General features: G+C 68.3%; 20 protein-coding genes. 7 read left to right on the top strand and 13 right to left on the bottom strand.

Going from position 1 to position 23,574, the window contains the following annotated elements:
• Positions 1-3 precede the first annotated feature (3 nt).
• Positions 4-2,034 carry an acyltransferase family protein gene (locus ACV095_RS06325; RefSeq protein ID WP_478223135.1) on the bottom strand — a complete coding sequence of 677 codons (2,031 nt, stop codon included), beginning with the start codon at positions 2,032-2,034 and terminating at the stop codon, positions 4-6.
• 189 nt (positions 2,035-2,223) lie between these two features.
• On the opposite strand from ACV095_RS06325, the gene ACV095_RS06320 reads away from it, so the two are divergent.
• Positions 2,224-3,192 carry a DUF389 domain-containing protein gene (locus ACV095_RS06320; protein WP_478223134.1) on the top strand — a complete coding sequence of 323 codons (969 nt, stop codon included), beginning with the start codon at positions 2,224-2,226 and terminating at the stop codon, positions 3,190-3,192.
• Between the two features lie 23 nt (positions 3,193-3,215).
• Here ACV095_RS06320 and ACV095_RS06315 read toward each other — a convergent pair whose 3' ends face one another.
• On the bottom strand, positions 3,216-4,739 hold the full coding sequence (locus ACV095_RS06315; RefSeq protein ID WP_478223133.1) for an ATP-dependent DNA ligase: 1,524 nt from the start codon (positions 4,737-4,739) through the stop codon (positions 3,216-3,218).
• Positions 4,740-4,795: 56 nt separating this feature from the next.
• Between ACV095_RS06315 and ACV095_RS06310 the strand changes: the two genes are divergently transcribed.
• On the top strand, positions 4,796-5,398 hold the full coding sequence (locus ACV095_RS06310; protein ID WP_018769207.1) for a dihydrofolate reductase family protein: 603 nt from the start codon (positions 4,796-4,798) through the stop codon (positions 5,396-5,398).
• A gap of 68 nt (positions 5,399-5,466) precedes the next feature.
• Here ACV095_RS06310 and groL read toward each other — a convergent pair whose 3' ends face one another.
• The 3 genes from groL to ACV095_RS06295 all read right to left on the bottom strand — a co-directional run bounded on the left by groL (position 5,467) and on the right by ACV095_RS06295 (position 8,084).
• Positions 5,467-7,077 (bottom strand): chaperonin GroEL, encoded by a 1,611-nt coding sequence (gene groL / locus ACV095_RS06305; protein WP_018769206.1) that lies wholly within the window; start codon positions 7,075-7,077, stop codon positions 5,467-5,469.
• Positions 7,078-7,156: 79 nt separating this feature from the next.
• Entirely contained in the window at positions 7,157-7,450 is a 294-nt protein-coding gene (gene groES / locus ACV095_RS06300; RefSeq protein WP_018769205.1) for a co-chaperone GroES, read from the bottom strand.
• Positions 7,451-7,703: 253 nt separating this feature from the next.
• Positions 7,704-8,084, bottom strand: coding sequence for a DLW-39 family protein (locus ACV095_RS06295; protein ID WP_478223132.1), 381 nt, complete (start codon positions 8,082-8,084; stop codon positions 7,704-7,706).
• 52 nt (positions 8,085-8,136) lie between these two features.
• Here ACV095_RS06295 and ACV095_RS06290 point away from each other — a divergent pair, with 52 nt between their 5' ends.
• Positions 8,137-9,366, top strand: a complete 1,230-nt coding sequence (locus ACV095_RS06290; RefSeq protein ID WP_478223131.1) for a THUMP-like domain-containing protein — start codon at positions 8,137-8,139, stop codon at positions 9,364-9,366.
• A gap of 4 nt (positions 9,367-9,370) precedes the next feature.
• Here ACV095_RS06290 and ACV095_RS06285 read toward each other — a convergent pair whose 3' ends face one another.
• Positions 9,371-10,168 (bottom strand): shikimate 5-dehydrogenase, encoded by a 798-nt coding sequence (locus tag ACV095_RS06285; RefSeq protein WP_134163895.1) that lies wholly within the window; start codon positions 10,166-10,168, stop codon positions 9,371-9,373.
• A gap of 83 nt (positions 10,169-10,251) precedes the next feature.
• Positions 10,252-11,700, bottom strand: a complete 1,449-nt coding sequence (locus tag ACV095_RS06280; RefSeq protein WP_478223424.1) for a glycoside hydrolase family 3 protein — start codon at positions 11,698-11,700, stop codon at positions 10,252-10,254.
• A gap of 386 nt (positions 11,701-12,086) precedes the next feature.
• Here ACV095_RS06280 and ACV095_RS06275 point away from each other — a divergent pair, with 386 nt between their 5' ends.
• On the top strand, positions 12,087-13,238 hold the full coding sequence (locus ACV095_RS06275; RefSeq protein ID WP_056394198.1) for a glutamate--cysteine ligase: 1,152 nt from the start codon (positions 12,087-12,089) through the stop codon (positions 13,236-13,238).
• A gap of 119 nt (positions 13,239-13,357) precedes the next feature.
• On the opposite strand, the gene tsaD is transcribed toward ACV095_RS06275, so the two are convergent.
• From tsaD to ACV095_RS06245, 6 genes are read right to left on the bottom strand one after another with little or no spacing between them, the layout of a single operon-like run.
• Positions 13,358-14,449, bottom strand: coding sequence for a tRNA (adenosine(37)-N6)-threonylcarbamoyltransferase complex transferase subunit TsaD (tsaD, locus tag ACV095_RS06270; protein WP_223992212.1), 1,092 nt, complete (start codon positions 14,447-14,449; stop codon positions 13,358-13,360).
• Entirely contained in the window at positions 14,446-14,940 is a 495-nt protein-coding gene (gene rimI, locus ACV095_RS06265; RefSeq protein WP_056394254.1) for a ribosomal protein S18-alanine N-acetyltransferase, read from the bottom strand. The genes tsaD and rimI overlap by 4 nt, the downstream gene beginning before the upstream one ends.
• Positions 14,941-14,960: 20 nt before the next feature.
• Positions 14,961-15,632 carry a tRNA (adenosine(37)-N6)-threonylcarbamoyltransferase complex dimerization subunit type 1 TsaB gene (gene tsaB / locus ACV095_RS06260; protein ID WP_018769196.1) on the bottom strand — a complete coding sequence of 224 codons (672 nt, stop codon included), beginning with the start codon at positions 15,630-15,632 and terminating at the stop codon, positions 14,961-14,963.
• A complete protein-coding gene (gene tsaE, locus ACV095_RS06255) occupies positions 15,626-16,255 on the bottom strand; it encodes a tRNA (adenosine(37)-N6)-threonylcarbamoyltransferase complex ATPase subunit type 1 TsaE (protein ID WP_478223130.1) in 630 nt (209 codons plus the stop codon). Before tsaE ends, tsaB begins: the two co-directional genes overlap by 7 nt.
• The gene (alr, locus tag ACV095_RS06250) at positions 16,252-17,505 is read right to left on the bottom strand and encodes an alanine racemase (protein ID WP_478223129.1); all 1,254 of its coding nucleotides are present in this window, start codon (positions 17,503-17,505) and stop codon (positions 16,252-16,254) included. The genes tsaE and alr overlap by 4 nt, the downstream gene beginning before the upstream one ends.
• Before the next feature lie 56 nt (positions 17,506-17,561).
• On the bottom strand, positions 17,562-18,653 hold the full coding sequence (locus ACV095_RS06245) for a PfkB family carbohydrate kinase (RefSeq protein WP_026265754.1): 1,092 nt from the start codon (positions 18,651-18,653) through the stop codon (positions 17,562-17,564).
• A 91-nt stretch (positions 18,654-18,744) separates the two neighbouring features.
• On the opposite strand from ACV095_RS06245, the gene ACV095_RS06240 reads away from it, so the two are divergent.
• The 3 genes from ACV095_RS06240 to ACV095_RS06230 all read left to right on the top strand — a co-directional run bounded on the left by ACV095_RS06240 (position 18,745) and on the right by ACV095_RS06230 (position 23,347).
• A complete protein-coding gene (locus tag ACV095_RS06240) occupies positions 18,745-20,172 on the top strand; it encodes a family 4 glycosyl hydrolase (protein WP_478223128.1) in 1,428 nt (475 codons plus the stop codon).
• Between the two features lie 76 nt (positions 20,173-20,248).
• Positions 20,249-21,514, top strand: coding sequence for a D-inositol-3-phosphate glycosyltransferase (mshA, locus tag ACV095_RS06235; RefSeq protein ID WP_478223127.1), 1,266 nt, complete (start codon positions 20,249-20,251; stop codon positions 21,512-21,514).
• Positions 21,515-21,670: 156 nt separating this feature from the next.
• Positions 21,671-23,347: a formate--tetrahydrofolate ligase gene (locus ACV095_RS06230; protein ID WP_478223126.1), complete on the top strand. Its 1,677-nt coding sequence runs from the start codon at positions 21,671-21,673 to the stop codon at positions 23,345-23,347.
• The last annotated feature ends 227 nt before the right edge of the window (positions 23,348-23,574 follow it).

The raw sequence follows: 23,574 nt of genomic DNA, 5'->3' as shown, positions 1-23,574 counted from the left end.
GGCTCAGCTCCAGCCGGTTGCAGCCAGCAGCCGCTGCTCGAACATGGGGATCATGGTCTCCACATAGGTTCTGGTCAGGTGGTTGTCGTCCTTGTAGACGTACACGTTCCCCACCACCGCAGGGCAAACGCCCCGGGCACAGATGAAGTCACTCATGTCCATCAGGTGCAGCCCGGGCAGCTTGCCGCGGTAGTTCTCCAGTGGCGATGGCTCCACCAGGGACTCGGCGAGCGACGGATTGCAGGCAGCCGCGCCGGCGCCGTTCCGTTGGGCGCACTGGGGCATGTTGAAGGTGAATCTCGGGTTGTCGCGGATTCCCACGATCTCGATCCCCGCGTCGGCGAACGGCTTGACGCCGTCAAGGTACCCCGGCACCTCCGTTTCGAACGGGGCATCCTCATGGGTCAGCGTTGCCACGGTGAACACCGCATCCGGGCGGTGTTCCAGGACGTAGGCGGAGCTGGCCTTGTTGTAGGCGTTGCATTCGGCATTCCTGGTCTCCGATTCGGCGCCGAACCGGCATGCGGGCATCAGGAGGGTGACCAATTCCCACCCACGCGCGGCCGCCACGGGAGCCAGCGCTGCCAGGTACTGCTGGGCATGGGAGTCGCCCAGCACCACGATGCGCCGGGTGGACGGTTCCTCCGGAAGCTCCTGCCGGCACCCCTCCAAGATGGGATCGCCCGTGTCGTTGGCACCTGTGCAGGGCGAGTCGATCCCGGCCCAGTCGTTGTCCAGGGCGGTGGGCCCGGGGATGGTCCTGGCCCTGGGCGCGGGCGTGCTTTCGTTCTCCGGCGTGAGCGACAAGGCCCCCGGCGTCAGCTCACGGGGCTGTGCCGCCGTCGCGCTTTCCTCTGCGGTGAGCGATGTCTGCCAAACCGCCACGGGACCAGCCAGCAAGGCACCGCAGGCAACAATGACGACGGCGGTCCGCCAGGCGCGAAGCTTGGGCCAATGCCAGTCGCGCAGCGGCTTTTCAACAAAGCGGGTGGTCAGGACAGCGAGCACGATGGAGGCAGCGACGATGCCCAGTCCCTGCTTGAGGTTGGGTGCCTCCACGCCGGTGGCCGCGAGCGCCAGCACCAGGACCGGCCAGTGCCAGAGGTAGAGGGCGTAGGAGTTGTCACCCAGGGCGACGGCGGGGCGGCTGCTGAGGAGCCGGTCCACGCCGAACCGGCTGCCGGTTTGCCCTGCAATGATGATGGCCGCCGCGGCCAGTGTGGGCCAGAGCGCCACGTACCCGGGAAAGGACCGGTCGACGGTCAGGACCAGCCCGCAGGACACCATGGCTGCCAGTCCGGCCCAGCCCAGGGCCACCCGCACCACGCGGCCGGGCTTGACGTAGGGCAGCACCAGTGCCAGCAACGATCCCAGCGCAAACTCCCAAAGCCGGGCGCGCGTATCGAAGTAGGCGTAGGCCTGGTTGCCGGCGGTCTGGTCAATGGAGTAGGCAAGCGACACCGCCAAAACCGTTCCAAAGACTGCGCCGAGCAACCCTCGGTAGGTCAGCCCCTGCAGGCGGGGAACCCGGCGCAGCCGGTTCAGCAACGCAGCGGTCGCGGCAAAGATCAGTGGCCACAGGATGAAGACCTGTCCCTGGATGGACAGGGACCAGAAGTGCTGCAGCGGACTGGCTCCGGCGTGGTCCTGCGCGTAGTAGTCCACTGCATTGTCTGCCAGGAGCCAGTTCTGCCGGTAAAGGAGGGACGCCCAGGCCTGGTCCAGCACCTGTGGCCAGCGGCCCTGCGGCAGGATCAGCCAGGTGCCTGCCAGCACTCCAAGGATCACCACGACGGCGGCCGGCAGCAGTCGCTTGAAAAGGTGCAGCCAGTGCGCCATCAGCTTGAAAGGGTGGCCGGATTCGGCTTTGCGGACGAAGGAAAGCGTGAGCAGGAACGCCGAGATCAGCAGGAAGATGTCCACGCCGCCGGACACGCGGCCCAGCCACACGTGGTACGCCACCACCATCAGGACAGCCAGGGCCCGGAGCCCCTGGACCTCGGGGCGGAAAGTGGGCTTCCGTTTCCTGTTCACGGAACTGGACTGTTTCCTGTTCGCGGCACTGCACGGGGGTTCAGGTGCCTTCGACGTTTCCGTTATCGACACTAGAACCTCTCAGGACGCCCGCCAGCCAAAGCATCAAGCCTAGCCAAGCCGGTCAGCAACGGCCAATCAACGCACCTGTTCGGACTATGCTGGGCCCAATCATCGAAGGGAGACGGCGTGGTTGTCCAACTGCGGATTTGCGTGCCCGGCGAGCTGTCCGCCGTGACGCTGAAGACCTGCCGGGGCCAGCGGGGCGCGGCAGAGGTTGCGCTGGTTGCGGGTGCGTCGGTGGTCCCGGAAGGCGACGTTATCGAGGTCCTGATCGCCCGGGAGTCAGTGGAGGAACTCCTCGAGAAGCTGGAGATCCTGAAGGTCCAGGACGTTGGATCCATTGCCATGTCCACACCGGAATTAGTCCTGTCAAAGAAAGCCGACCGGGCGGAGCGGGCCGCCCCCGGGGACGGTGCGGACGCAGTGATCTGGGACGACGTGACGCGGCAAACCGGAGAGGACTCCCGCCTGACATGGAACTTCCTCGCCTTCCTGGTGCTCGCAACCCAGCTTGCCGGGATCGGCATCGTGACGGACTCCCCCATCGCGATTGTGGGAGCCATGGCGGTAGGTCCCGAGTTCGGACCGCTGGCCGCCCTCGCCGTCTCGCTTGCCACCCGGCAGTGGAAGCTTGGCCGCCGTGCTGCCATTGCCCTGGGTGTCGGGTTCCCCGTGGCCATGCTGCTGGCGGCACTGACGGCGTGGCTGTCGGTGCCCCTCGGTCTCTTCCCGCGGGATGCCCTGGACAAGGGTTCCGCGGTGGAATTCATCTACCATCCGGGTCCGTATTCGCTGATTGTTGCCGTCCTGGCCGGCATCGCGGGAATGCTCTCCATCATCGGCCGGCGCTCCGCGGCCCTGATCGGGGTCTTCATCTCGGTGACCACCGTTCCGGCGGCAGGGTACGTTGCGGTGGCCCTGGTCCTGGGGGAATACCAGAAGGCTGCGGGCTCGGCGCTCCAGTTGCTGCTCAACCTCGTGGGCATCGTGGTGGCCGCCCTCGCGGTACTGCTTTTCTACCGCATAATTTCGAGGCGCGTGCCGCACGGGGTGGCACGGAACCTGAGGCGCCAGCGGAGCGGGGCCCGCAACTAAGGAGCCTCCGCATTCGCGGTGCGCTACGGCCGCAGCAGGGCGCGCAGGGTCTGGATCGTGTCTGCTTCGGCCGCAGCCTTATCGTCCCGGTAGCGCTTGACCCGGGCAAACCTCAGGGCGATGCCGCCGGGATAGCGCGGTGACTGCTGCACGCCGTCGATGGCGATTTCGACCACCGTGACCGGCTCAACCCACACCGTGCCGGCCGTGCGCCGCACCTCAAGCTCCTGGAACCTCTCCGTCTGCCATCGCAGCAGTTCGTCGGTGAGGCCCTTGAAGGTCTTGCCCACCATGACGTAGCCGCCGGGTTCTCCGAACTCCCCAGCGGGGTCAAGGGCGCCCAGGTGCAGGTTGGACAGCATCCCGGTGCGGCGCCCGGACCCCCATTCGCAGGCGAGCACCACCAGGTCGTACGTCAGCACCGGCTTGACCTTCATCCAGTTGGCTCCGCGCCGGCCGGCCGCGTAGGTGGAACCGATGGCCTTCACCACAACGCCTTCATGGCCTGCGGCAAGCGCCTCCTGCGATACCCGTTCCGCAACGGCGGGATCGGCCGTGACCTCCCCCGGTATCCGGTGCTGCGGCGCGATCCGCTCGAGCTCACTGATCCGGGCGGACAGCGGCTCATCAAGCAGGTCCCGCCCATCGATATGCAGCACGTCGAAGAACCAGGGATGCAGCACCGTCTCACGCGCGGCATCCGCACCGAAGCGCGCCATGGTTTCCTGGAACGGCCGCGGGCCGCCTTCCTCGTCCAGGGCCAGGGTTTCGCCGTCAAGGATCACGTCCCGCAGCGGCAGCCCGCGAACCAGGTCCACCACCTCGGGGAGCCGGTGGGTGACGTCGGCGAGGTTGCGCGTGTAGATGCTGACGTCGTCGCCGGACCGGTGCACCTGGATGCGGGCGCCGTCGAGCTTGTATTCCACCGAGGCCTCCCCGGTCGCCTCCAGGGCTGCGCTGGGACTGGCCGCGGTGGCCGCCAGCATGGGCTGCACGGGGCGGCCAACCACCAGGCCGACGGCGTCCAGCTCGGCTTCGGTGCCCGTGATGGCCAGCAGGGCTGTTCCGCCCAGGTCGCCCGAAAGCATCGCAGCGCGCCGTACGGCGGCAACGGGCTTCCCGGCAGCGCGGGCAACGGCATCCGTCAGCACTCCCTCCAGGGCTCCTATACGCAGCTCGCCAAGCAGGACACCTGCAATGAATGCCTGCTCAGAAGCAGTGGCTGCCGCCATCAGCGTCCGGAGGGTGGCCGCCCGCTCCGCGCCCGATCCGGTACCCGCCGTGGCAAGCAGCCGGTCCAGGGCAGCGTCCACGTCGGCCAGGGTGAGGGTTGGTTCGACGGCGGGTTCCTCCTTGGCCGCCGCCACGGCACTCCATCCGACGCCCACGCGTCCCTGGCGGGGCTTGGCAACCAGCCAGCCCACCGCCGTCGGGATTTCCGCCGGCTCAAGCCGGCCCAGCAGCTGGGCCAGCGCATCCACCTTGGCCAGCCGGGAGCGGGTGGAGGTGACGGCCTCCGCGGTGTTGACGAGCTCAAGGAGCAGCATGGCACCATCCTGCCACGGCACTGGACAGGGCCGGAGCCCCGTTCCAGACTTGGTGGATGGGCAACATCGTCGCGAACCTGTTCATCACCCTGGACGGCGTCTACCAGGCGCCCGGCGGCCGCGAGGAAGACAGCGAGGGCGGGTTCAACCTTGGCGGCTGGCAGGCACCGGTCTCCGACGACGAATCCGGCGCCGCCATTGCGGCTGGAATAGCGCGGATGGATGCCCTGCTCCTTGGCAGGAAGACCTACGACATCTTTGCCGCCTACTGGCCCCAGCAGTCCGGGGACATCGCGGACACGCTCAACCGGATACCCAAGTTTGTGGTGTCCAGCTCCTTGTCCGATCCGGCATGGGCCGGCACCACCGTGCTGCCGGATGCCGCGGCGGCGGGCGGGCTCCGGGACGAGTACCAGCAGGTGCACATGTTCGGCAGTGGCGTCCTCATCCGGTCCCTGCTGGAGGCGCAAGTGCTGGACCGCCTTCATCTCTGGCTGTATCCGGTCACCCTGGGGCAGGGCAAGCGGCTCTTCGACGCCGGGACGGTCCCCTCAACATTCCGCCTCGCCGAGCCGGTACGCAGCTACCCCAAGGGAGCCGTGTCGTTGGTCTACGAGCCTGCGGGCGGAGTCGAAACCGCCGAGATGGCGGCTACGTAGCACCCGGAACACAGAAAACCGGCCCAGCTGGTGCTGGACCGGTTTTCTGTATGTGAAGACGGGCAGGATCAGTGGCTGTGGCCTGCGTGCTCGTCCTCTTCGGCCGGCTTCTCCACGACAAGGGTCTCGGTGGTGAGAACCAGCGCGGCGATGGAGGCCGCGTTGCGGAGGGCTGCACGGGTGACCTTGACGGGGTCGATGACGCCCGCAGCGATCAGGTCCTCGTACTCGCCGGACTTGGCGTTGAACCCGTTGTTGATTTCCAGGTCGGCAACCTTGGAGGTGACCACGTAACCGTCGAAGCCGGCGTTCTGGGCGATCCAGCGCAGGGGCTGGACCAGTGCGCGGCGGACAATGCCGACGGCCGCGGCAGCGTCGCCTTCGAGGGCGTTGACGGCGGCGTCCTCATCCAGTGCCTTGAGGGCGTGGATCAGGGCCGAGCCACCGCCGGCCACGATGCCTTCTTCGAGGGCAGCGCGGGTGGAGGACACTGCGTCCTCGATGCGGTGCTTCTTTTCCTTCAGCTCAACCTCGGTTGCGGCACCCACCTTGATGACGCCGATGCCGCCGGCCAGCTTGGCCAGCCGCTCCTGGAGCTTTTCGCGGTCCCAGTCGGAATCGGTGCGGGTAACCTCGGCGCGCAGCTGGGCAACGCGTGCGGCCACGTCCTCGGCCGAGCCTGCGCCGTCGACGATGGTGGTGTTGTCCTTGGTGACGGTGATGCGGCGGGCGGTACCCAGCACCTCCAGGCCAACGGTGTCCAGGCTCAGGCCCAGTTCCGGGGAGACAACCTGCGCACCGGTGAGGGTGGCGATGTCCTGCAGCATGGCCTTGCGGCGGTCGCCGAAGCCGGGAGCCTTGACGGCAACAACGTTCAGGGTGCCGCGGATGCGGTTGACGATGAGCGTGGACAGGGCCTCGCCCTCGACGTCCTCGGCGATGATGAACAGCGGCTTGGAAGCCTGCAGTGCCTTTTCCAGCAGCGGCAGGAATTCCTGGATCGAGGAGATCTTGCCCTGGTTGATCAGGATAAGGGCGTCCTCGAGGACTGCTTCCTGGCGTTCCGCGTCGGTGACGAAGTACGGGGACAGGTAGCCCTTGTCGAACTGCATGCCCTCGGTGAGGACCAGTTCGGTCTGGGTGGTGGAGGACTCTTCGATGGTGATGACGCCATCCTTGCCCACCTTCCCAAAGGCCTCGGCGAGCAGTTCGCCGATTTCGTCGCTCTGGGCCGAGATGGCGGCAACGTTAGCCACCTGGGTGCCTTCGACCGGGCGGGCGTTTTCGAGCAGGCGGGCAGCCACGGCTTCAACCGCAACTTCGATGCCGCGCTTGATCTGGCCGGGAGCGGCGCCGGCAGCAACGTTGCGCAGGCCTTCCTTGACCAGGGCCTGGGCCAGGACCGTGGCGGTGGTGGTGCCGTCGCCGGCAACGTCGTTGGTCTTGGTGGCTACTTCCTTGGCCAGCTGCGCGCCAAGGTTCTCGTAGGGATCGTCAAGTTCCACTTCACGGGCGATGGTGACGCCGTCATTCGTGATGGTGGGGGCGCCCCACTTCTTGTCCAGGACGACGTTGCGGCCGCGGGGGCCGAGCGTCACCTTGACGGTGTTCGCGAGCTTATCGATGCCGGCCTCAAGGGACCGGCGGGCAGCGTCGTTAAACGCAAGCTGCTTTGCCATGGTTTTGTCCTTTCAAAGACAGAAACCCCGCACTGCCGGCCAGCATGAGCATGGCCGGCGGCACGGGGATCCGGAAGAGTTACTTGACGACGACAGCCAGGACGTCGCGGGCGGACAGCACCAGGTACTCGGTGCCGCCGGTCTTGACTTCGGTTCCGCCGTACTTGGAGTAGATGACGACGTCGCCAACGGCAACGTCAACCGGAACCCGCTGGCCGTCTTCGAAGCGGCCGGGGCCTACTGCAACAACTTCGCCTTCCTGCGGCTTCTCCTGGGCGGAGTCCGGGATGACCAGGCCTGAAGCCGTGGTCTGCTCGGCTTCGAGCGGGCGGACAACAATACGATCCTCAAGAGGCTTAATAGAGACCGACACTCGGACCTCTCCTTTTCGTCAGCAAAATTCGTGGACTGGAAAGCTTTCCGCCGTGGCTGGCAAACCGTCGTCGCGGTGCCGGCAGCAGCCTGGCTGGCAGCTCTTCATGTGTTAGCACCCTCCTAGGGAGAGTGCTAATGAAGACTCTATGTAAGGGTTAGCACTCGGTCAAGGTGAGTGCCAACGTTTCGTCATCGGCGTAAGGCTTTTCGGGCTCCGGCCGACGGCGGTCCAGGGCGGCAAACATGCTTCCCTAACGGCCCAGGTCGTCGAAGTCCACGTCCTCGCCACCGTCGGCCTCGCCGCCTCCCTGCTGACGTTTCCGGTAAAGCACCCAACCGGCCCCGGCTGCGGTGAGTACGGCAACAACGAGGAAGAAAATGCTCCCGGCCCGTGCGCCGTCGTACAACCCGCGGATGTCCCGCGCCTCCTGCGTGTTGTCGTGGATGTCGTTGCCGCCCACCGAATAAACGGTGGCGTTGAACGTGTCCAGCAGGAAAATGATCACCAACAGGGCGATGCACACCACGGCCACCACGGCCGCGGCGATCAGGGTTGGACGGGCAAACCTAGCCACACCGCGGTCCCTGGGTCGATGTTCGCCGGTCTCCCCTGGGGCTGCGCTGTCATCCATGGTTTCAACAGTATCCGCATCCCGGCAGCCGTCCTCCACTAGGCTGGAAACCATGCCCCACGCTCCCCAGGACCAGATCGCACCCCTGTTGACCCCCGAAGGCTGGGAGTTGCTGGCATCGCTGGGCCCCTACCGCGAAGAGGACGCGTTTGAGCTCAATTCGGCGCTCCGGAAAGCCGGCCACCCGGGCGAACTTGTATCCGCCGTCCTGACGCAGTCCAGGCTGCGGACCAGGGCCGAGGCGAAGTTTGGTGAGTTCGCCCGCCAGATGCTTTTCACCCAGGCAGGCCTTGAGCAGGCCACCCGGCTGAACGTCGCCGCACACCACGCGCAGCGGTTCGCCGCAGCCGGGATCCGGCAAGTGGCGGACCTGGGCTGCGGTCTTGGTGCCGACGCCATGGCCCTGGCTTCCCTGGACATCACCGTCACCGCCGTGGAGATGGATGAAACCACCGCCGCCTGCGCCACCATGAACCTCATCCCCTTCCCCAATGCCACGGTGGTCCACGCGGACGCGGCATCGGTCCCGCTGGAGGGGATCGACGGCGTCTGGCTGGATCCGGCACGCCGCGTCACTTCCACGTCGGGGACCAAGCGGATCTGGGACCCGGAGGCGTTCTCACCGCCGTTGTCCTTCGTGGAGTCGCTGGCGGCCGGGGGGAAGGCGGTGGGCGTGAAGATGGGCCCGGGCATGCCCCACGAGTCCGTGCCCACGGGATGCGAAGCCCAGTGGGTGTCGGTGGCCGGGGACGTGACCGAGGTGACCCTCTGGTTCAACGCCGTGCGCAGGCCCGGGGTCCGCCGGGCGGCCCTGGTCCTGGGGTCCCAGGGGCCCGCCGAGCTGACCAGCGCAGAGGACTTCGGCGCCGGCCCGGCCGCTCCGGTGGGACCCGTGGAGGGTTACCTGTACGAACCCGACGGCGCCGTGATCCGTGCCGGGCTGGTTGCCGACGTGGCGCTGCAGCTCGGCGGGCACCTGGTGGATGAACACATTGCCTACATCTGTGCCGCGGAACTTCTGGACATCCCGTTCGCCAAGGCTTACAGGGTCCTGGAAGTCATGCCCTACAACGTCAAGGCACTCAAGGCCTGGGTGAAGGAGGAGGGGATCACCGTGCTGGACATCAAGAAGCGCGGCACAGCGGTGACCCCGGAAGAGCTGCGGAAGCAGCTCCTCCCGCAGGGCAAGGGCGCCGCCAAAAAGGGTTCCGCCAGGACGGCCACGCTGGTCCTGACTCGCATCGGCGAGGACCGCGTGGCCATCGTGGTGGAACCGGTGTAAACGCCTACTGGGCGCGCATGAACTCCTCGGCTGCCCGGACCTGTTCCGCGGTGGGGCGCACTCCCGTGTACAGCACAAACTGTTCCAGGGCCTGGATGGTGGCAACCTCCGCACCGGTGATGACGTGCTTGCCTGCCGCGCGGGCGGCCCGGATCAGCGGCGTCTCGGCGGGCAGTGCCACCACGTCGAAGACCACGCGTGCGGCCTCGATGGCCTCCGCGGGGAAGGACAGGCTGTCCGCTTCGGCGCCGCCCGCCATGCCGATGGGGGTGACGTTGATGATCATGTCCGCCGTCCCGCCGTCGAGCGCTGCACGCCACTGGAAACCGTACTGGCCTGCGAGCGCACGGCCGGCGGCCTCGTTCCGGGCGATGACGGTGACGTCCTTGAAACCGGCGTCCCGGAGCGCGGCGACGGTGGCTTTGGCCATCCCGCCCGCCCCCTGGACCAGCACGGAATAGTCGGTGGGGACCCCGTTGGATGCCAGCAGCTGCTCAATGGCCGTGTAGTCGGTGTTGTACGCCTTGAGGTGGCCGTCGGTGTTCACGATGGTGTTCACGGAGTCGATGGCCTTGGCGGACGGGTCCATCTCGTCCACCAGCGCGATGACGTCTTCCTTGTACGGCATGGAGATGGCACAGCCGCGGATGCCCAGGCCCCGCACTCCGGCGATGGCCTGTTCCAGGTTGGTGGGCGCGAACGCCTTGTAGATCCAGTTCAGGCCCAGCTGCCCGTACAGATGGTTGTGGAAGCGGGTCCCGTTGTTGCTGGGGCGGGCCGACAGCGAGATGCAGAGGGTCATGTCTTTATTCAGAATGGGCACCAGACCATTAAACGCGTTCCAGCCATCGTGCGGGGTCCCCGGTCCGGGGCAGGAGTCAGAGGTCAGGGGCAGCCGGTTCCCGCGGGGAAAGGCCCGACGCCGGCGGGCAGCTTCCCGGGAGCAGGCGCCTTTCCTGCCAGCACGGCCACCAGCGCATCAAAGGCGGCGTCGGTGCGGCCGTACAGCGCCAGCTTCACCGGAGCCGTGGAGTTTTGGAGCGGCCAGGGGGCATCCAGGGCCACGGCAATGTCCCCGGCCGCTGGATTCCCGCCGAAGCCGATGAGGTTCACCAGCGGTCCTGATCCAACTGCGAGGCCGGCACGTGCGGCGGCGGCTTCGAAGCGCTCCCGGTCCCCCGGTCCCCCGCCGGCAACGCGCACCGCACCGGGCACCAGGGGCCCGCTGCAGGGACCGGAGACAACCGTCACGGCCGACGCCGAGACCCGCGCCGACAACGCCGCACCGCTTCCGGCCGGGGCACCTGTGCCGGCTGTTCCGGCAGGCGGCGTAGTCCGGGCATGCCAGATCATCATGGTGGCCACCCGCTGCGCGGCCTCATCCAGCCGGGAGATGGGAAGCGTGCCGGCGGCCAGGGCCTGGAGGATGGCGGCGTGCGCCTGTTCCACGTCCGCGGGCATCAGCAACAGGTCGGCGCCGGCTCCCAAAGCTTTTACGGCTGCTGCGCCGGCGGGGTACTGCTTGTCCACGGCTCCCATGTTGAGGGCGTCCGTCACGGCTACACCTTTGAATCCGAGCTCCCTCATCGCGGCGTAGCTCGGTGCGGAGAGCGACGCCGGCACACCGGGCTCCAGCGCAGGCACAGCGATGTGGCCCGTCATGACGACCGGCAGGCCCGCGGCCACGGCCGCCTGGAAGGGTTTCCAGTCCCGGGCCCGGAGCTGGTCGATGCCGGCCGGCTGGACCGGGAGGCTGAGGTGGGAGTCCGCGGTCACCGAGCCGTGGCCGGGAAAGTGCTTGACGGTGGGAAGCACGCCGGCGTCCAGCATGCCCTGGGCGAAGGCGACCCCGTGGGCTGCGGCGGCGGCAGGATCCGCGGACATGGAGCGCGCGCCGATGGTGGGGTCGCTGGGCCCGATGGTCACGTCGGTATCCGGCGCGAAGTCGAGGTCGAATCCCAGCGGCACCAGCTCGCCGGCGAGGCCCTTTCCTGCTTCCCGGGTCAGGGCCGGGTTGCCGGCCGCTCCGTAGCTCATGGGCGTGGGCCATTCAGTCAGGGGCTGCCCCAGGCGTGCCACGGCGCCCCCTTCCTGGTCCACGCCGATGATCCCGGGCCACCGCCGGCCGCCGGCGGCGACAGCCTGCTGCAGCCGCTGGTTCACCGCGCCCATGGCGGCAACGTCCACGTTCCCCTGCTGATCGCGTGGCACGTTGTCGCCCATGATGATGGATCCGGCCAGGTGCAGCCGCTGGATGAGCGCGGCGTGCGCCTCCACCTGGTTGCCCTTGAAGAACGGGAGCAGAACCTGCCCGGCCTTCTCCTCCGGAGTCATGGCTGCCACGGCCGCGACGGCGGCGTCCTGGTCGCGCTGCTCCGGGCCCCACCCCAGGGGGCGGGAGCCTGCGTCAGGTGAGGCAGAAGCGGTGGGAGGCGCCGTCGTCGTACTTGCCGATGCCGAAGGGGCCCCGGTGGGCCCGGAGGACGACGACGGCGGGGCTGCGGTTGGGGAGGCTGTGCAGGAGGCCAGCGCCAGGGCCGACAGGGCCAGGAGGAGCGGGAAGGATTTGGCGGGAGTGGTTTTGGCAGGTCTGTGACGCGTGGGGAACGGGGCCATCAATACGATGCTACCCCTGCACTAGACTTGAACCACCCGTTCGCCTGCCGGCATCAGCCTGTGAGCGGCATCAGCCAGCGGCAAACCGGACAGTGAGGAAACGTGTGAAGATCGACTTCGCCCCATCGAGGCAGTCAACCCTCGGTGTTGAGTGGGAGCTTGCCCTGGTGGACGGAAAGACGGGCGAGCTCGCATCCGTGGCCAACCAGGTGCTCCGCGGAGTTGCTTCCCGCCACCCGGAACTCAACGAAGACGACGAACATCCGCACATCAAGCAGGAACTGCTGCTGAACACCGTGGAACTGGTCACCGGCATCTGCGAAACAGCTGCCGAGGCCAAGGAAGACCTCAGCCGGTCCGTTGCCGCCGTCCGCGAAATCACCGATCCCATGGGCGTGGAACTCTTCTGCGCCGGCAGCCACCCGTTCAGCCCGCCGCAGCTGCAGCCCGTGACGGACAAGGCCCGCTACGCCAAACTCATCGACCGCACCCAGTGGTGGGGCCGGCAGATGGTCATTTACGGCGTTCACGTGCACGTAGGACTGGACCGCCGGGACAAGGCACTCCCCGTCCTGGATGGCCTGGTCAACTACTTCCCGCACTTCCAGGCGCTCTCCGCATCCAGCCCCTTCTGGGGCGGCGAGGATACCGGCTACGCCTCCCAGCGGGCCCTGATGTTCCAGCAGCTTCCCACCGCCGGCCTGCCCTTCCAGTTCAAATCCTGGGAGGAATACGAGTCCTATGTGCAGGACATGTTCACCACCGGCGTGATCGACACCATCTCTGAGATCCGCTGGGACATCCGGCCGGTGCCCGCGCTTGGCACCATCGAGATGCGCATCTGCGACGGCCTGGCCACGTTGGAGGAAGTGGGTGCCATTGCGGCCCTCACCCAATGCCTGGTGGACGAGTTCTCCACCACCCTGGACAACGGCGGCACCATTCCCACCATGCCGCCCTGGCACGTGCAGGAGAACAAGTGGCGCGCCGCCCGCTACGGCATGGACGCCATCATCATCCTGGACGCCGCAGGGCGGGAACAGCTGGTCACCGAGCACCTGCTGGAGACGCTGAACCGGCTGGAGCCGGTGGCGGCCAAGCTGCGCTGCGCCGACGAGCTTGCCGACGTCGAGAAGATCATCCGCCGCGGCGCCGGGTACCAGCGCCAGCGCCGCGTGGCCGCGGAAAATGGCGGGAACCTCCAGGCCGTGGTGCTGGACCTGGTCAAGCAGATGCGGAACGGCCCCACCGCGTAACGTGCTCCTGCCCGAAGTGGGGCACTTCGGCACGGACACGCCGGCCGCCATCGTGATGTACGACGGCGGAGCCCGCCAAAGTGCCCCGCGACGGTTCGCTTTCCCCCGGCGCTCTGCCGTCAGGCCGGCAGCGACACCAATGTAACCGGCATTGACGAGTCCGGGGCGAAGGCGATTCCACTGGGTTCGACGCCGGCCATCACCAGCTGTGCGCCGAGGGCGGCCACCATGGCGCCGTTGTCAGTGCAGAGGTCCAGGGGCGGCACGTGCAGCCGGATGCCGGCGGACGCGCACCGCTGCCCGGTCAGTTCCCGCAGCCGCGAGTTGGCCGCCACTCCCCCACCCAGCAGGACATCCTTGATGCCGTACTCGCGGCAGGCCAGCACCGCCTTGGACGAAATCACGTCCACCACGGCTTCCTGGAAGGCGGCCGCGATGTCAGCCACGGGGATCTCTTCGCCGCGGGCCTCGAACTGCTCCACGCACCGGGCCACTGCCGTCTTGAGGCCGCTGAAGGACCAGTCATACCGGTGCGGCCCCGGCTCATCCGCCGTGCCCATGTACTTGGGCTGGGTGAGGCCGCGGGGGAAGCGGATGGCCTTGGGATTGCCGCCGCGGGCCACCTTGTCGATCGCAGGGCCGCCCGGGTAGCCAAGACCCAGGATGCGTGCCACTTTGTCGTAGGCCTCGCCGGCGGCGTCGTCGATGGTGGAGCCCAGGAGCTCCACGTCGCTGGTGATGGTCCTGATCCGCAGGATTTCGGTGTGGCCGCCGGACACCAGCAGGGCGCCCAGGTTCTCCGGCAGCTCCTGCTTCCGGCCGTTGGCGCGGTCATCCAGCAGCCCCACGCCCACGTGCGCCACCAGGTGGTTGATCGCGTACAGCGGCTTCCCGGTGGCGACGGCCAGCGCCTTGGCAGCGCAGACACCCACCATGAGTGCGCCGGCCAGCCCGGGCCCGGATGTGACGGCGATGGCGTCCACCTCGTCAAGGCTCACGCCTGCGTCTGCCAGCGCCTGATCGAGCGTGGGGACGAACGCGTCCAAGTGGGCGCGCGAGGCGATCTCGGGGATGACGCCGCCAAAGCGGACGTGCTCGTCCATGGAGGAGGAGACGGTGTTGGTCAGGAGGGTGGTGCCGCGGACGATGCCCACGCCGGTTTCGTCGCAGGATGATTCGATCCCCAGCACCAGGGGCTGTGAGCGGTTCATTGCCGGCCTGCTTCCGTTGCTTGGTGGCCATCAGTTTCCGGTGCGGCCAGCTGGAGCCGCATGATGAGCGCATCCACGCCGTCGCGGTAGTAGCGGGGGCGGATGTGGATCTGTTCGAAGCCGAACCGCACGTACAGCTGCTGCGCCCGCGGGTTGTCGGCGCGGACCTCAAGCAGGACATCGGCGGCACCGCGGTGCCTGGCCTCGGCGATGAGTTGGGTGAGCAGCCTGCTGCCGATTCCCCGCCCCTCGTAATCAGGAACGACGGCGATGGTCTGGATGTCGGCGATGGGCTCGATGCACATCAGCCCGGCGTAGCCCACGATGCCGTCGGTGGTCTCCGCCACAAGGTAGCGGCGGGTTTCCGGCTGGGAGAGTTCATCCAGGAACATCTGCACGGGCCAGGCGTCGATGGGGAAGAGCTTGTGTTCCAGGGCGCCGACGGCGGGTACATCGCCCAGGGTCATGTCGCGGACGGTGACGCCTGCCATGTGGGGTTCCGGGGTGGTACTCACAGTGCACGCTTCCGTGGTCCGGGTACCTGGGCATCTGATTCGCGCAGGTACAGGGGTGTGGTGTCCAGCAGGGCCTCCCCGGCAGCCAGCCGCGCCAGGGCAAACTGGCCAAGATACAGGGCGTCGGGTTGCTCCCCCGCGAACTCGGGATCGGCTTGGAGGACGTCGGCGTAGAGACCTGCGCCCGCGCCGAAGGCGGGCAGGTCCGGCAGGTCGGCGGCGAAACCAACATGGGGGCCGTCCTCCAGCAGCGGCAGCTGCCCGTCACCCAGGCTGTAGCGCGCCCAGTAGACCTCTTTCCGGCGGGCGTCGGTGGCCACCAGGAACTCCGGGACGGCGGCGGTGGATTCGGCTACCTCCAGGGCCACCGCGTCCAGGCTCATCAGGCCGTGCAGCGGCTTGCCCCAGACGAACGCCAGCGTCCGGGCGGTGGCAATGCCCGAGCGCAGCCCGGTGAAGGGGCCGGGGCCTACGCCCACCACCAGCGCATCGATGTCCTGCCCGGTGACGCCGGCTTCGGACAGCAGGGTGTGGATGCCGGGAGCGAGCACCTCAGCGTGGCTGCGGGTGTCCTCCGTGGAGAAGCTGGCCACCACGCCTTCGGGGGCTGCATCGGACACCAGCGCGGCGCTGGCCACCGCGGAAGTGTCAATCGCGAGGATCAGCATGGGGCGTTTCCTTCCGGCCCACCCAGCTCCGGCCCACCCAGCTCGGGCCCGCCCAGTTCGGGGGCACCCAGTTCGGGGGCAGTTGCCCAGCGCGGCCCGTAGCCGCGCATCACGATGGTGCGGGGCTCGTCGGTGTCTTCGCCGTCGAAGTCCAGGCTTCCAGCTCCACTGCCGGCGGCATCCAGCCCGATGGCACGGAGGAGGTCGATCTCCAGCCGGCTCTCGCTGAGGTGCTCCACCCGGTCCTGTCCCCACTCCACCACGGTCACGGACGAGTCCATGGTGTTTTCGAGGTCGATGTCGTCGATCTCCGCTGCGGAACCCAGCCGGTAGGCGTCCACGTGCACAAGGTCGGGGCCGCCGGGACGCGGACCATCCGGCAGGTTCGGGTGGATCCGGACCAGCACAAAGGTGGGTGAGATGATGCCTGCGCGGACACCCAGCCCCTCGCCCAGTCCCTGGGTGAAGGTGGTTTTCCCGGCACCCAGCTCACCGGAAAGCACCAGCAGGTCCCCGGCCCGCATCACCTCCGCCAAACGTGCGCCGAACGCGTGCGTCTGTTCCGCCGTCGTCGCCGTGAACGTCTTTTCCCAGTTGGCAGCCAACTGTCCGGCCGCGCTCATGCGGCCCCCGCCGAGCCGGGCGCGCCCACCAGGCCGTGCCCGTTGCCCGCGTGCCCGGTGCCCGCCGGCTCGTCCTCGTTGATGAAGCGGCGCGGAACACGGGGGCTGATGCGGGTCACGATTTCATAGTTGATGGTCCCCGCGGCGCGTGCCCAGTCCTCCGCGGTGGGCCCGCCGTCGGCGCCGTCCCCGAACAGTTCCGCTTCCGCACCCTGCAGGTCAGTTCCGGATGCCTCCGGCCCAAGGTCGATCACCATCTGGTCCATCGCGATCCGGCCCACCACGAGATAGGTCTTCCCTGCGACGCGGACGGGTCCACCGGTGGCGACCCGGGGGACGCCGTCGGCATAGCCCACCGGAATCAGGGCCAGCGTGCTCGCCGTCCTGGTGCGGTAATGCAGCCCGTAGGAGACGCCCTGCCCCTCGGGCACGTCCTTGCACTGCGACACGAGGGTGCGCAGCGTCATGGCGGGCCGGAGTCCCAGTTCTGCTGAAGTCTGCCCGTCAAACGGCGACAGCCCATAGATGCCCAGGCCAACCCTGACCAGGTCGAAGTGCGTGTCCGGGCGGGACAGGGTGGCGGGGGTGTTGGCAAGGTGCCGGACCTCGGGATCCACGCCCGCGTCCTCGGCAATGGCCAGCGCCTCCCGGAACGCGGCCACCTGCTGGTCCGTTTCGGGCCGCTCCGGTTCGTCGGCCACGGCCAGGTGGGAGAAGATGCCAACTACGCGCAGCAGGCCCTGGTCCTGGTATTCCACGGCCTCCCCCACCAGGCGGTCCCAGGACTCGGGGGTGGCTCCGTTCCGTCCCAGCCCGGTGTCCACCTTGAGATGCACCCGTGCCGGCCGCTCCTGCTCACGGGCCGCGGCCACGATGCGTTCCAGCTCCCACCCTGAGCAGCCAATATCGACGCCGGCGGCCACCGCGGCACCGAAGTTGCTGTCCGTGGTGTGCAGCCAGGCGAGAAGCGGCGCGTCGATGCCGGCGGCGCGCAGCGCCAGGGCCTCGGAAATGTGGGCCACGCCGAGCCAGGCCGCGCCGGCCTGCAGGGCTGCGCGGGCCACGGGGACGGCGCCGTGCCCGTATGCATCCGCCTTGACGACGGCCATGACTTTCGCGGGGGAGGCAGCGGCGGCAAGCCGGCGGACGTTGTGCCGGATGGCGTCCAGGTCGATCACGGCCGACCGCTCGTGGCGGGGGTCCGGCCCGGAGGCAGCGCTGAATTCACCGGTTGTTGCGGGGTAGGTCACCTAAGTGATTCTAGTGCGGGCACTTCGCGCCGAATAATCAGGGCCTCCAACGCCGCCTACGCATCCGACAAGTGCGCGATGGTGGCGGCCGCCCTGCGCTGGGCTGACAGCGGCACGTCGTCGATGATGTCCGCGAGGAACCCGAAGCGCCGCAGCCACTGGCTCGTCTGCCGTTCGGGGCGGGCGTTGGCGCGTCTCCACCAGTCGGCAATGTCGCCCCAACCCGGCGCCGCCAGCGAGCCGCCCACCTCCTGCACCGCCATGGACGCGCACAGGTTGGCAAAGCGCAGCCGGTCCCCCAGCGGCCACCCGGCCAGGGTGCCCACGATGAAGGCTGCGTCGAAGCAGTCGCCGGCTCCGGTGGGGTCGTGCGCCTTGACCGGAAGCGACGGGACCCATTCTTCCTCGCCGGTTTCCGAGTCCACGGCCATGGCGCCCTGGGGGCCCAGGGTTACGACGGCCACCGGAACGTGGTCCGCCAGCGCGTACAGGGCGCTCCACGGGTTGTCCTTGCCCGTGAACGCCATGGCCTCGCGCTGGTTGGGCAGGAAGGCGTAGAAGTACTGCAGGTTGTCGAGCCTGACGGGCGCCCATTCCCCGCTGGGGTCCCATCCAACATCGCCGAACAGCTTTACCCCGGCGGCGTGGGCTGCGTGGGCCCACGGCTCCACTTCCAGGCCCACCTCAGCGATTCCGGCGAGGGCCTTGGGCGGGTCTCCGATCAGCTCGGAATTTGTCACCGGTGCGGAGTGCCCGTGGGTCACCAGGGAGCGGTCCTGGTCCACGCAGAGGGACACGGTCACCGGGGAGTGCCAGCCCGGGACGCGTCGGGAAAGGCTGAGGTCCACGTGTTCCTGGCCGGAAAGGATCTTCCAGTTGAAGTCCCCGTACCCGTCGTCGCCGAAAGCAGCTGCCAGCCCGGTGCGCAGCCCAAGCCTGGCAGCGGCAATGGCCTGGTTGGCCACGCCGCCGGGGCAGCTGCCCATGCCGTCGCTCCAGATTTCCGTGCCGGGTTCGGGCCCGTGGGGCAGGCCGGTGAAGATGATGTCCTGGAACACGGTCCCGGCCAGCAAGAGGTCGAATCCGGGTTCGGCGGGTGAACGGACGGCAGCCAGGGGGTCGTAGGGGCGTGCTGGGATGGCGTCCATAGTGCGCAGGATACGCCGTGCCGCACCGCTGCGGTAGGGGCCTTGGTCGGGCGTGGACAGGCCGCGGGACACCCCGCCTACACTGCATGGTATGCGGCTTCTGATTGCCGGCGGCGGGGGTTTCCGGGTGCCGCTGATATACCGGGCCCTGGTGTCCGGCCGCTTTGCCGGGCTGGTCACCGAGCTGGTGCTGTACGACGTCGATCCCGCGCGCCTTGATGCCGTCACCGCCGTGCTGGAGAGCATGCCGGTGGGTGAAGGTGCCCGTCTTCCGGTCCACGCCACCACCGATCCTGCCGAAGCACTGCCCGGCACCACCGTGGTGTTCGCCGCGATCCGGCCGGGCGGTACGGCGGGGCGCGTTGCGGACGAGAAGGTGGCGCAGGACCTAGGGCTGCTGGGCCAGGAGACCACGGGGGCCGGGGGAATTTCGTATGCTTTGCGGACCATTCCGCAGATGCTTGGCCTTGCCCGGCTGATGCGGGAGCACTGCCCTGACGCGTGGCTGGTCAACTTCACCAACCCTGCCGGGATGGTCACCGAGGCGCTGCTTCCCGTCCTGGGCCACCGGGTCATCGGGATCTGCGACTCTGCCGGCGGTCTGGTGCAGCGGGCAGCGGCCGCTGCCGGGGTGCAGTTGCCGGAGGGAAGGCTCGACGGCGTGGGCTACTACGGGCTGAACCACCTGGGCTGGCTGTACCGCCTGGAGTCCGGCGGCCGGGACGTGCTGCGTGGCCTTTTGGCGGATGCCGGCGCACTGCAGTCGTTCGAGGAAGGCCGCCTTTTCCCGCAGCCGTTCCTGGCCCAACTGGGCATGCTTCCCAACGAGTACCTGTATTACTACTACCAGCGCGACGCAGCCCGGCGGGCGATGCAGGCCATGGCGCAGACCCGGGGCGAGACCATCCACAGCCAGCAGCGGGAGCTCTACCCGCGGCTGGCTGCTGCTGGGCCGGACGCCTACCGGCTGTGGGAGGAGGCGCGGCGCTCCCGCGAAGAGGGCTACCTGGCCGAGGCCCGGCACGATGGCGAGCGCCGCGCCGAGGAGGACCTGGCCGGGGGCGGCTATGAGCGGGTGGCGCTGGCGGCCATGCGGGCCCTGGCCGGCCGCGGGGAGACCCAACTGGTCCTGAACACCCGGAACACGGCGGCACCCGCCGGGACACCTGAAGGCCACCCGCCCGCCTCCGCCACGGCTGCCCCGCCCGCTCCCCAGCCTGCCATTCCAGGCCTTCCCGCCGACGCCGTCGTCGAGGTTCCCTGCATGGTGACGGCCAGGGGCGCCGTGCCCCTGCCCCAGCAGGCGCCGGACGGCCCGCAGCTGCGGCTGCTCCAGCGGGTCAAAGAGGTGGAACGGCTCGTGGTCCGGGCCGCCGGCACCGGAGCCCGCGAGGCAGCCCTTGAGGCTTTCGCCCGGCACCCGCTCGTGGATTCGCCGGACCTCGCCGCGAAGCTTCTGGCTGGTTATGAGCAGGCTTTCCCGGCTTTGGGGAAGATCTGGGAAGGCGGCGGGCGTTAGGGGAAGGAGTAATGTTTTATCGAATGCGCACTGAGCCGGCTCCCCTGATACCCGCCGGCGGCCGGAAGGAGGTCCCGTGGCACTGATCCGCAGGGTCGCGCTGCTCTCCCTCCACACCTCCCCCATGGAACAGCCGGGCTCCGGTGACGCCGGCGGAATGAACGTCTATATCCGCGAGCTGGCCTCCGCCCTGGCCGAGGCGGGCGTGGAAGTGGAGATCTTCACACGCGCCACCTCAGCCGACCAGCCCGCCGTCGAACATCCCGATCCCGGCGTCTGCGTGCACAATGTCCTGGCCGGGCCGCCCAAGAAGATCCCCAAAGAGGAGCTGCCGGGGTTGCTGCACGCCATGGTGGCCGAGATCGAACAGATCCGCCGCCGGCAGCCCCACGGCCGCTATGACGTCATCCATTCGCATTACTGGGTGTCCGGGATCGCCGGGCTGGAACTGTCCGAACTGTGGGGCGTGCCGCTGGTGCACACCATGCACACCATGGCCAAGGTCAAGAACCTGCTCCTTGAATCCGGCGAACAGCCGGAGCCGCGCCGGCGCGAGGTGGGCGAGCACCGCATCGTGGACGGCGCGGCACGGCTGATCGCCAACACCAGCTCCGAGGCAGCCGAGCTCGTTTCCCACTACGGCGCCACCTACGACCGCATCGACATCGCCCCGCCCGGAGTGGACCTGGCCACCTTCACGCCGGCATTCCGGGCGCGGTCCCGGGCCCGGCACGGCATCAGCCCGGACACCTTCCATCTGGTGTTCGCCGGCCGCATCCAACGGCTGAAGGGCCCGCAGGTCCTGGTCAAGGCGGCGGCGCTGCTGCGCAAACGCCGGCCGGACATCGACCTGCGCGTCACCATCCTGGGCGCCCTGAGCGGCAACAAGGAATTCAACCTGCGCTGCCTGGTTGCGGAGGCAGGAATGGACGACGTCGTCACGCAGCTTCCGCCGGTTGAGGCACCTGAGCTGGCGTCCTGGTTCCGCGCGGCGGACGTGGTGGTGATGCCTTCCTTCAGCGAATCCTTCGGGCTGGTGGCACTCGAGGCCCAGGCCTGCGGTACGCCCGTCGTGGCCACCCGCGTCGGCGGGCTGTCCCGCGCCATCTTCCACGGCCGGACGGGGCTCCTGGTGGATGGCCACCACGCCGCCGACTGGGCCGATGCCCTCGAAGCCCTGTACGACGACCCCGCCACCCGCGAAGACCTGGGCCGCGCCGCCGCCATCCGCGCCCAGAACTCCGGCTGGCAGCGCACAGCCGCCATCACGCTGGAAAGCTACCATGCCGCCGTCGAGAATTTTGTGGGCCGGCGCCTGGCCCCGGTGGTTCCCGCTTCCTGACGTTCCTGTCCTGGTTTCCTGCCCGGCTTTTCCGTCATGGGCTTTTCCTTTTCCTTCGCGGGCGCCCCGGGTGCTGTTAGCTTAGGGGAAGGCCTCCGGCGCCTGCCGGCGCCGGAATGGACTGGGCAGGATGAAGCTGCGCAGGAAAGGACAACGATGTCTGCTCTCCCTTCTGATCTCGAGATAGCCCGGGCTGCCCGGATCCGTCCCATTGCGGACATCGCGGCTGCCGCGGGGGTTAATCCGGAAGCCCTGGAACAGTACGGGCGGTTCAAGGCCAAGATCGATCCGGCCAAGCTCGATGCGCCGGCTCCCTACGGCAAGGTGGTGCTGGTCTCGGCCATGTCCCCCACGCCCGCCGGCGAGGGCAAATCCACCACCACCGTGGGATTGGCGGATTCCCTGGCCAGGGCCGGCCGGAAGGTGATGATCGCGCTGCGGGAGCCCTCGCTGGGTCCGGTCCTGGGGATGAAGGGCGGCGCCACCGGCGGCGGCTATTCGCAGGTGCTGCCCATGGATGAGATCAACCTGCACTTCACCGGCGACTTCCATGCGATCACCTCGGCCAACAACGCCCTGATGGCGCTGGTGGACAACCACATCTACCAGGGCAACGCGCTCAGTATCGATCCCCGCCGCATGACGTTCAAGCGGGTGATGGACATGAACGAGCGCGCTTTGCGTGAAGTGGTCATTGGCCTGGGCGGGCCTACCCAGGGGGTGCCGCGGCAGGACGGGTTCGACATCACCGTGGCCTCCGAGGTCATGGCCGTCTTCTGCCTGGCCAAGGATCTGGCGGACCTGCGCTCCCGGCTGGGCCGGATCACCTTCGGCTACACCTACGACCGGGTACCCGTAACGGTGGCGGACCTGGGGGTGCAGGGCGCCTTGACGCTGCTCCTGAAGGAGGCGGTCAAACCCAACCTGGTCCAGACCATCGCCGGCACCCCGGCCCTGGTCCATGGCGGCCCGTTCGCCAACATCGCGCACGGCTGTAATTCGTTGATTGCCACCCAGACCGCCCGGCGGCTGGCGGACATCGTGGTCACGGAGGCCGGTTTCGGCGCGGATTTGGGGGCCGAGAAGTTCATGGACATCAAGGCCCGGTACGGGGGCCTGGCGCCGTCGGCCGTGGTGGTGGTGGCCACGGTGCGGGCGCTGAAGATGCAGGGCGGGGTGGCCAAGGACCGGCTGGCCCAGCCGGACCTGGCTGCCCTCGAAACAGGGGTGGCCAACCTGCGCCGGCACGTGCGCAACGTGGAGAAGTTCGGGGTCACCCCTGTGGTGGCGATCAACAGGTTCTCCTCCGATTCCCAGGAGGAGCTGGACTGGCTGCTGGCCTGGTGTGCTGCCGAAGGCGTGGCGGCGGCCGTGGCGGACGTGTGGGGTCGCGGCGGCGGCGGTGACGGCGGCGACGAACTGGCAGCGTTGGTCCTCCAGGCTGCGGAGGGGCCCAACAGCTTCCGGCACCTCTACGCCCTGGGGCTGCCGGTGGAGGACAAGATCCGGACCATTGCCCAGGAGATCTACGGCGCCGACGGCGTGGATTTCTCGGTTCCGGCGTTGAAGCGGCTGGCCGATATCGAGCGGAACGGCTGGAGCGGGCTGCCGGTCTGCATGGCCAAGACACAGTACTCGTTCACGGACGATGCCTCCCGGCTCGGTGCCCCGAAGGGCTTCACCATCCATGTCCGGGACCTCCTGCCCAAGACAGGTGCGGGCTTCATCGTGGCGTTGACCGGCGCGGTGATGACCATGCCCGGCCTCCCCGCCGTCCCGGCAGCCCTGCGCATGGACGTGGACGCGGACGGCAACCCGGTAGGCCTCACCTGACACGCCCGCTCACCTTTGGCAGCACAACACCAAACCCCCGCTCACCTTTGGCAGCACAACACCAAACCCCCGCTCACCTTTGGCAGCACAACACCAAACCCCCGCTCACCTTTGGCAGCACAACACCAAACCCCCGCTCACCCCCTTCCGCGGCGAGCGTCGGGCAAAACGGCGAACCGGCACGGCCTGTGGATAACTCAACACGGGTATCCGCCATATGCATGACA

The organism is Arthrobacter sp. JDC6, assembly GCF_056484025.1.
This window is presented reverse-complemented; position numbering and strand designations above follow the sequence as displayed.